The following is a 3,087-nucleotide window of genomic DNA, read 5'->3' on the forward strand; positions in this document are numbered from 1 at the left end:
GATGTTCATGTCGGCCATGATCTTGAGCCGCGAGATCACGCCGTTCTGGATGTTCTTCGGCGATCGGTGGGCGTCGTGGAGCACGCCGTCGATGCGGTAGCGGACCCGCATGTCGCGCTCGGTGGGCTCGATGTGGATGTCCGAGGCCCGGTCGCTGATCGCCTGGTTGATCAGCAGGTTGACGAACCGGACCACGGGCGCCTCGTCGGAGACCTCCGTCAGCGTCGCCAGGTCGTCGGGGCCGTCCTCGGGGGTCAGGTCGGAGGTGAGGTCGTGCAGCTCGCCCTCGGCGCGGTAGACCTGGTTGATCCGGGTCTCGATGTCGGCGCGGTTGGCGATCGCGAAGCGCACCCGGCTGCGGGTGAGACGGCTCAGGTCGTCCTTGAGCTCGATGTCACCGGCCTGGCGCACGCTGACCGCGACGACCAGCTCCCCGTCCTCGTGGACGAGCGGGAGGACGCCGGCTCGACGCGCGAAGTCGGCCGGCAGCAGGGTCACCGCGGCCATGTCGACGATGAACTCGGACAGCTCGACGTACTCCAGACCCGCCGAGGCGGCCGCGGTGCGCACGACGGTGGTGCGATCCACCCAGCCGCTGTCGAGCAGGACCTCGAGCACGGTCCGGCCGCGCTCCGCCGCGAGGCGCTCGGCCTCGTCGAGCTGGTCGGCGGTGATCCACCCGCCCTCGAGGAGGGCGTGGACGGTGTCGCTGGCGGTGTGGCTGCGCACGGGGTCAGCCGATCATGTCGTAGATCTTGAACATCGGCATGTACAGCGCCACGATCATCGACCCGACGAGCCCGCCGAGGAACGCGATCATCAGCGGCTCGATGAGCGCGGTGAGGCCCTCGGTCATCGACTCGACCTCCGCGTCGTAGAACTCCGCGATCTTCGCCAGCATGGCGTCCATGGCGCCGGACTCCTCGCCCGAGGCGATCATCTGCACCACCATCGGGGGGAACACGTCGTGGTTGGCGAGCGGGCCGGCGACCGACTCGCCCTGGCGGACCGACTCCTTGACCTCGGCGAGCGCCCGGCCGATGACGACCGAGCCGGTCGTGTCGGAGACGATGTCGAGCGCGTGGAGGATCGGTACGCCGGCCGAGAGCAGCGTGCCGAAGTTGCGGGCGAACCGGGCCAGCGCCAGCTTGCGGAACAGGTTGCCGAACACCGGCGTGCGCAGCTTGAGGGGGTCGACGACGTTGCGGACCCGCTCGGTCCTGCCGTAGCGGCGCCACCACCAGACGAACACCCCGGTGAGCACCGCGCCGGCCGGGACGACGTACTTCATCGCCGCCGAGAGCATCACCAGGATCCGGGTCGGCAGGGGCAGCTCGCCGCCGAGGTCCTCGAACATGTGCTGGAAGACCGGCACGACGAAGACCAGCAGCGCGATGCACATCACGATCGCCAGCACGAACACCACGGCGGGGTAGGTCAGCGCGGCCTTGATCTTGCTGCGCAGCTTGACCTCGGCCTCGAAGTTGTCGGCGATCTGGCGCATCGCCGTGTCGAGGAAGCCGCCGGCCTCGCCCGCCTTGGCCATGCTGATCATCAGCGGCGGGAACACCCGCGGCCACCGGCCGAGGGCGGAGGACAGGCTGTGCCCGGCCTCGACGTCCTGCTTGACCGCGCGCAGGACCTTGCGCAGCTCGGGGTTCTCGACCTGCTCGGCCATGATCGACAGCGCCCGCAGCATGGTGAGGCCGGCGTCGATCATGGTGGCGAACTGCCGGGCGAAGACCGCGAGGTCGCGCGGCTTGATCCGCTTCTTGAAGCCCAGCTTGATCTCGCGCTGCATGCCGACGTTGGCCGGCCGCACCTGCAGCGGGACGTAGCCCATGGCCCGGAGCTTGTCGGCGACCGCGGCCTCCGAGGCCGCCTCCACCTTGCCCTCGGCGAAGTGTCCCTGGGCGTCGCGGACCTTGTAGGCGTACTGCGTCATGGTCGCCACGGTCACTCCCAGCTGGCGGGGGCCCGCCGTACGTCGGAGGCGACCAGCGTGTCGAAGTCGGCCCGGTTGGTGCAGTGCTCCAGGCCGGCGGCATAGCTGATCCGGCCGGCCTGCACGAGCGCGGCCAGGTGGGAGTTGAGCGTCTGCATGCCGTCCTTCGCACCGGCCTGCAGCGCGCCCTGGATCTGCTGGAGCTTGTCGTCGCGGATCATCGCCCGGATGCCGGAGTTGCAGACCATCACCTCGACCGCGGCGACCCGGCCGCGCTCGTCGGCGGTCTTGACGAGGGTCTGGCAGACGACCCCCTGCAGGGTGGCCGCGAGCTGGGTGCGGATCTGCTGCTGCTGCTCGGCGGGGAACACGTCGACGACGCGGGTGATCGTGTCCTGGGCCGACTGGGTGTGCAGGGTGGCGAACACGAGGTGGCCGGTCTCGGCGGCGGTGAGCGCCACCGAGATCGTCTCGAGGTCACGCAGCTCGCCGACCAGGATGACGTCGGGGTCCTGGCGCAGCACGTGCTTGAGGGCGTCGCGGAAGCCGTGGGTGTCCGCGCCGACCTCGCGCTGGTTGACCAGGCAGCCGCGGTGCTCGTGGAGGAACTCGATGGGGTCCTCGATCGTGACGATGTGGCCGCGCCGCGTGCGGTTGATCCGATCGATCACCGCCGCGAGCGTCGTCGACTTGCCCGACCCGGTCGGCCCGGTGACGAGGACGAGGCCGCGCTTGAGGTCGCTGAAGCCCGCGACCGCATCGGGCATCCCGAGGTCCTCCAGCGGCAGGATCTCCCACGGGATCATCCGCATCACCGCACCGACGTGCTCGCGCTGCTGGAAGATGTTGACGCGGAAGCGCGCGTGCCCGGGCACCGCATAGGCGAGGTCGAGCTCGAGCTCCTCCTCGAACACCTTGCGCTGGCGCTCGGTCATCACGCCGTACAGCGTGCGGCGCAGCTGGTCCCCGGCGAGGGGCTCGTAGCCGGGGATGACCTCCATCTCGCCGCGCAGCCGCACGGTCGGCGGCGCGCCCACGGTGAGGTGCAGGTCGGAGGCGCCCACCTGCAGCACGTGGATGAGCAGGTCGTCGAGGTTGAGGGCGGCGGCCTCGGCCGCGGGCGGCGCCGACGGCCCGGCGGT

3 protein-coding genes are annotated in these 3,087 nt (G+C 70.3%); all 3 read right to left on the minus strand.

All coding sequences use genetic code 11. The features are described 5' to 3' along the window. The coding region (locus VGD85_RS05290) for a GspE/PulE family protein (protein ID WP_331062400.1) at positions 1-729 on the minus strand (729 nt) is incomplete at its 3' end. A gap of 4 nt (positions 730-733) precedes the next feature. After that, positions 734-1,945 carry a type II secretion system F family protein gene (locus VGD85_RS05295; protein WP_331062401.1) on the minus strand — a complete coding sequence of 404 codons (1,212 nt, stop codon included), beginning with the start codon at positions 1,943-1,945 and terminating at the stop codon, positions 734-736. A gap of 11 nt (positions 1,946-1,956) precedes the next feature. After that, positions 1,957-3,087: type IV pilus twitching motility protein PilT (locus VGD85_RS05300; RefSeq protein WP_331062402.1), on the minus strand; the 1,131-nt coding region annotated here is incomplete at its 5' end.

This window comes from Nocardioides sp., assembly GCF_036401255.1.
In the GTDB taxonomy this organism is placed as follows: Bacteria; Actinomycetota; Actinomycetes; order Propionibacteriales; family Nocardioidaceae; genus Nocardioides.

Coding starts and splice junctions, on each gene's coding strand:
- VGD85_RS05295 (WP_331062401.1), bottom strand. CDS start 1,945: ATGACGCAGTACGCCTACAAGGTCCGCGACGCCCAGGGACACTTCGCC.